Raw genomic sequence first — 5402 nt, 5'->3', positions numbered from 1 at the left:
CGAGATCTACTATAACCGCCTCCGACGCAATACAGCCAATGAGGAAAACCTTCCTCCGCTGCGCAAGCGCGCACGGTGGGCGCAAAATCCGGCGCAGGTTGCCTAATTGAACTCGTTGGGTGTGCGGTTTTCTTGACTATTCCAGTATAGGTCATCTGGAAATTGCTGATCATAAACGGTGTTGCAAGGCTGCTGATCCTCAAAAACACTGAGCTTAAAGCCAGAGTTTCAGATTCTTTTATAAATAACGACACAATGCTGCCCGAGAACAATTCAAATGCGATAATACATAAAACGGCAAATCCCATCCCGCTGATGCGTGCACAATTGATGACAGATTTCATCCGTTTATAATTTTTAGCGGCGTAATTATAGGCAACCAGAGGAAGCATTCCTTGGCAGAGTCCCATACCCACATTCATGGGCAGCATATTGATTTTCTTGACAAGCCCCATGGCTGCTACCGGGATGTCTCCATAGCCGGATGCCAAATTGTTGGCAGTCATATTGGATACGCAGGCAAGCAGTGACGACAATGCCGACGGAAAACCAACGAATAAAACAGGAGCAGTATATTTCATTCCTGCAGGCAAACGATGAATGGAGAGGGAAAGAACGGTATTTTTTCTCAGACGAAAGAATACCAACAGAAAATAGCATAAAGAAATCACGTTGGACAGCATGGTTGCCATTCCGGCACCGGTAACCTCCTGCCCCGCGGGCAGGATCACAAACATAAAGACGGGATCCAAAACGATGTTCAGGATACCACCCATGCCCAGTCCAAAGCTTGCTTTCTTTGCATATCCTTCGCTTCGAAGCAGCTGTGCCATCGTCATGCTGAGTGTGGAAGGAATGCCGCCAACTACAACGACCCAAATTGCATAGCTTGCAGAAAACCCGATGGTGGAATCGCTGGCACCCAACAGGCGAAGCAAAGGCTCCATGAAAACATTGCAGCCCAAGGAATATAAAAACGAGATAACAATCGCTCCATAAAAACTGAATGCACATACACGCTTTGCTTCTTCCGTTTTCTGCCTACCCAGAAGTCTGGAAATCAGACTGCCGCCGCCCACTCCAAACAGATTGGATAAAGCGGTCATGACAAAAACCAAAACATAAGCTAAGGATGCTGCCGCAATCTGATAAGGATTGTTGGTTTTCCCGATGAAATACGTATCGGACAAATTGTATATCATCGTAATGAGCTGGCTGATGATTGTCGGTATTGCAAGCGTAGCCAGTGCTTTGGGAACGGGCAAATTTTCAAATAGATCCTGATTCTCACTCATCTTGTTTGTCCCCCCCAGACTCTTTGACTGCATTTGCATTCTGCAGCGCAATTTTCAGCAGTCGATAAAATTCATCCTGCTCTGCTTGGGTCATTCCCCGCAGAAGGATCTCTTCCGTCTGAGCGGCAGTTTCTTTCAGATAGTCCTCCAGAGCCAATCCTTCTTCTGTGGGCATAATGATAATTTTTCTCGCATCATTTTGGTCTGTCTTTCGGATAATGAGGGACTTGTTCTCCAATCGCTTGAGGAGGCCCGCCATGGTAGAGGGCGAAAGGCTCAGCTGCTTCATCAGGTCGCCCGCTGAAACAGGCTGCTCTCGATGCTTTAATATGTATCGAATCACATCCGACTGGCTGGATGTGATGTCCCTTTGCTGCATTCGTTGGTTGCGCAGCCACGCTACAACATTTCCAAGCCGTACGACCATGCTCGCAGTTTTAAACTGATTGGAAGCCATCGTTTTTCCCCTCTCTCTTCTCTTATGCTATAATTATTCGCAAGCGAATATTCGCTTGCGAATAATTATAGCATAAGATTCACATAAAATCAATATTTTTGAAATACTGCATCCCCTTTCGTTTCCCCTCATAAAGTTACAAAAAGCAGCCTGTTCTTTCGAACAAGCTGCTTTCTTGATACACCCGATTTCCTCCAAACGCACAGTCTTCGGAGTCGGATCGGTTTGTTGAAACTGCTTTTTCATTGATTTTCGCTTTGAAAGTGCGGTTTTCTACTGTTTTCTGCGTATCATCGCCTGTTTTTCCAGGGATGAGCACCGCCGAAAACAGGCTGTGAATGCCAAACCAGTATGCAGCAAAGTGGATTCTTCGGCCCTAATAACGCCTGGTTAATCGCTATGGCAGTTAAAGTTGACATTAGAATTATTTTACATGGAACGCAAAAAAGCGTTGCCCAAGGTAGTTAAAGCCGGTGAACAGGCACATGCCGACCAACATCGAGACATTATCCCGCACAGCGGGCGACGCGGACGTGAGCGCCGCGACGCACAGCGGCTTGGCGATACCGTAGGCCAGCAGGTAGCACGCGGCGATGTTGACCGCGAAGCGCACGGCCTCGCCCACGCTCTTCTCCCGGCTACCGAAGGTGAAGTATTTGTTCAAGAAAAAGCTCAGAATGCTGGTCAGGATATAGTTGGCCGCGCTAGATACCCAGTAGGTGCAGTGCGCGAGGTTATACAGTCCGAACATGATCGCCATGCCGACCAGCGTATTGATCACGCCGACCAGCGTATTGATCACGCCGACCAGCAGAAATATGGCGAGCTTGCGGTCGAGCAGGCCGCGCAGCTTGTTCATCGCACGCCCTCCTCGGTCTCCCGCACCAGATAGACTGGGCGACGTTTGGCTTCCAGATAGGTTTTGGCCAGATACTGTCCGGAAATACCGATACACAGCAGCTGCACGCCGCCGAGGAACAGCATGACGCACATCGTGCTCGGCCAGCCGCCGACCGGGTCGCCGAAGGCGAGCGTCTTGACCAGCACAACCACGATGAACACGAACGCGATCAGGCAGATCAACACACCCAGCACGCTCGCCAGCGCGAGCGGCGCAGTGGAAAACGCGATAATGCCATCGAGCGAATACAGGAACAGCTTCCAGAACGACCACTTGGTCTCGCCCGCAACGCGCTCGACATTGACAAACGGCACCCATTTGGTCTTGAAGCCAACCCAACCGAAAATACCCTTGGAAAAGCGGTTATATTCGCGCATGGACAGGATCGCGTCCACCATTGCGCGGCGCATCAGACGGTAGTCGCGCGCGCCGTCGACAATGTCGGCGTCCGAAATGCGGTTGATGAGCTTATAGAACATGCGCGCGAAGAACGAGCGGACCGGTGGTTCGCCCTCGCGCGTGGTTCGGCGGGTGGCGGCGCAGTCGTAACCCTCCTCGGTCACAGCTTTGTAAAGCTCGGGCAAAAGCGACGGCGGATCCTGCAGGTCGGCGTCCATGGTGGCGACAAAGTCGCCCGTCGCGGCGTCAAGCCCAGCCAGTATGCCAGCCTCTTTGCCAAAATTGCGCGAAAACGAGACAAAGCGCACGCGCTTGTCCTGTGCGGCTAGACGGCGCAGCGTGGGCAACGTGTCGTCCTTCGATCCGTCATCGATGAACACGAATTCAAACTCCGCATCGTCCATCTCGCCCGCTACGCGGGTAATCTCCTGATAAAAGAGTGGCAGCGCGGCCTGCTCGTTATAGCAGGGCACAACGATCGAGATTTTAGGCATGGTTTTTCTCCTTTCCAAGCAGTCGGTCGAGGCCGAGCGATGCGCCGCAGAACAGGAACAGCTGCGGCAGATAGGCATAGCGCGGCTGCACTTCGATCAGCAGGAACGCGCAGAATGCAGCGAACACAACGAACAGCGGAAGATAGGCCGCGGGCGTGCGGCACGGACGGTACAACCCGAAGGCTGCCAGCAGCAGCGCGGCATAGAACAGCAGCCGGTCCATTTGCCGGATGTTGTTATAGATCAGCGTCAGCCAATCATGTAGCTGCAGATGGCCGAACGCCCAGTTCAGTGCGTCATCGCACCAGAGTAACTTGCATTTATGTACCGCATGCAGCAGCAGTGCTTTCGGCCCGGCAGACAGGCGCTCGGAGAGCAGTTCATTCTGCATTTGGTAGGTCGCTTCCGCCGGATGACCGGTTTCGTCAAATGTGGGAGCCAGTTGATTCCAGTCACTCTGGGAATAGCCTCCCTCTGTATCAAAATTCAGTCCGGTAAGGAATTTCCAGGCGGGATAACCGTTTGCCGTGCCGTTTTCATTCAGTCCGGACGCGCGTACGGCGGCATCCGCGCCCACGCTGACCGCTCCATAGACCACCAGCAGCGCTGCCATGCCGCACAGGATGCGCTTGAACGTCTCCGGCCGACGCAGCACAGTGAAAACTGCGTACGCCAGCACAGCGACCACCAAGATAATTCCCTCGCTGCGCAGCAGATTACCCGCCTGCAGCGCAAGGCCAGCAAGCGGAAAGCGCCAGAAGCCCAGCCGCGTGCAATCCTGACAGGCGACCAGCCACACGCCCAGCGTCAGAAAAAACGCCGACGCAATCTGATTGGTGAGTACGGTGGGCAAGGTCAATACAAAAGGGAACGCCGTCAGCAGCAGCATGGCAGCCTGCGCCGCGCTCTCGTGTACATGATCGCGCGCCAGGCGGTAGAGCAAGCACACCGTACCTGCGCTGAGCAATGCGCCAACGTATTTGAGCATCAGCGGATTGTTCCAAACCGCAAGGAACATTGCCTGCCAGGCGACGAACACGCTCTGATACGCCCACAGCGAAAAATACAGCTCATACTGAAACGAGGTATCGCCAGCCAGCAGGCTTTGCGCAGCCCCAAACATGAGTCCGAAATCGCTGATGATCGGCGGATGGAGCACCAGAAGGATCGCCACACGCAGCAGCAAACCGCCGATCAACAGCCAAAGCGTGAAATGCCGGATGGTTATGCGCCCGCGTACCATCCAGCCAGCGGCAGCAATGACGCACAGACCGGCAAGCCATCCGCCGAAAAGCAGGATGCCGATGGCGGCAAGAACAAAACAGATCCCAAACAGTCGTTGGATCACATGAAAAGCATGATGCATGCTATCCACCTCTTCTTCAAAAAACGAATCTACACATTAACGGATTGAAAGTAACTTGGAAAATTTAATGGGGATTCTATTCCCTGTTGTACGTTGTCCCCACTATCTGTCCACATCCGAAGTGTATCATGCAGTTTTTCGAGATTTTCCGTCAATTGACCCGAAGGAGCATGAAAAGGCCACACTCCTATGGGTGGCCTTTTTCGTTTCATAGCCTCAGCATAGGCCGAGTAATTCGCCCAACTCCATCTGCCCAAGCACGCGGCACACCTACCCGACCACGCTTTCCACGTCCTCCGCCTCGCTTTGGTATCCTCCCTGCCAGTGTTTGCGCGCCGGTTTGTGCAGCGGCGACGTGTCTTGGCATCGCGCATGACTTGAAGTGGAATAGTCAAGAAAACCGCACACCCAACGAATTCAATTAGGCAACCTGCGCCGGATTTTGCGCCCACCGTGCGCGCTTGCGCAGCGGAGGAAGGTTTTCCTCATT

General features: G+C 53.0%; 5 protein-coding genes. All 5 read right to left on the bottom strand.

Features of this window, described 5'->3' with window-relative positions; all coding sequences use genetic code 11:
* Positions 1–1295, bottom strand: a 1295-nt coding sequence (locus tag ACTQ34_RS17445) for an MATE family efflux transporter (RefSeq protein ID WP_441364875.1), incomplete at its 3' end; no start/stop codon positions are given.
* Positions 1288–1752 (bottom strand): MarR family winged helix-turn-helix transcriptional regulator, encoded by a 465-nt coding sequence (locus tag ACTQ34_RS17440; RefSeq protein WP_441364874.1) that lies wholly within the window; start codon positions 1750–1752, stop codon positions 1288–1290. The genes ACTQ34_RS17440 and ACTQ34_RS17445, both read right to left, overlap by 8 nt.
* A gap of 424 nt (positions 1753–2176) precedes the next feature.
* Positions 2177–2611, bottom strand: a complete 435-nt coding sequence (locus ACTQ34_RS17435; RefSeq protein WP_441364873.1) for a GtrA family protein — start codon at positions 2609–2611, stop codon at positions 2177–2179.
* Complete coding sequence (locus ACTQ34_RS17430; protein WP_441364872.1) at positions 2608–3546, bottom strand: glycosyltransferase family 2 protein; 939 nt, start codon at positions 3544–3546, stop codon at positions 2608–2610. The genes ACTQ34_RS17435 and ACTQ34_RS17430 overlap by 4 nt, the downstream gene beginning before the upstream one ends.
* On the bottom strand, positions 3539–4912 hold the full coding sequence (locus ACTQ34_RS17425; RefSeq protein WP_441364871.1) for a glycosyltransferase family 39 protein: 1374 nt from the start codon (positions 4910–4912) through the stop codon (positions 3539–3541). The genes ACTQ34_RS17430 and ACTQ34_RS17425 overlap by 8 nt, the downstream gene beginning before the upstream one ends.
* Positions 4913–5402 lie beyond the last annotated feature (490 nt).

The sequence above is a fragment of the Agathobaculum sp. LCP25S3_E8 genome (assembly GCF_052117165.1).
GTDB lineage: Bacteria > Bacillota > Clostridia > Oscillospirales > Butyricicoccaceae > Agathobaculum.
The sequence above is the reverse complement of the archived record's forward strand: the minus strand, read 5'-3'. Positions and strand labels throughout refer to the sequence as shown.

Excerpts from the sequence above, each read along its gene's own strand:
- ACTQ34_RS17425 (WP_441364871.1), bottom strand. The coding sequence starts at position 4,912 with ATGCATCATGCTTTTCATGTGATCCAACGACTGTTTGGGATCTGTTTT.
- ACTQ34_RS17440 (WP_441364874.1), bottom strand. The coding sequence starts at position 1,752 with ATGGCTTCCAATCAGTTTAAAACTGCGAGCATGGTCGTACGGCTTGGA.
- ACTQ34_RS17435 (WP_441364873.1), bottom strand. The coding sequence starts at position 2,611 with ATGAACAAGCTGCGCGGCCTGCTCGACCGCAAGCTCGCCATATTTCTG.
- ACTQ34_RS17430 (WP_441364872.1), bottom strand. The coding sequence starts at position 3,546 with ATGCCTAAAATCTCGATCGTTGTGCCCTGCTATAACGAGCAGGCCGCG.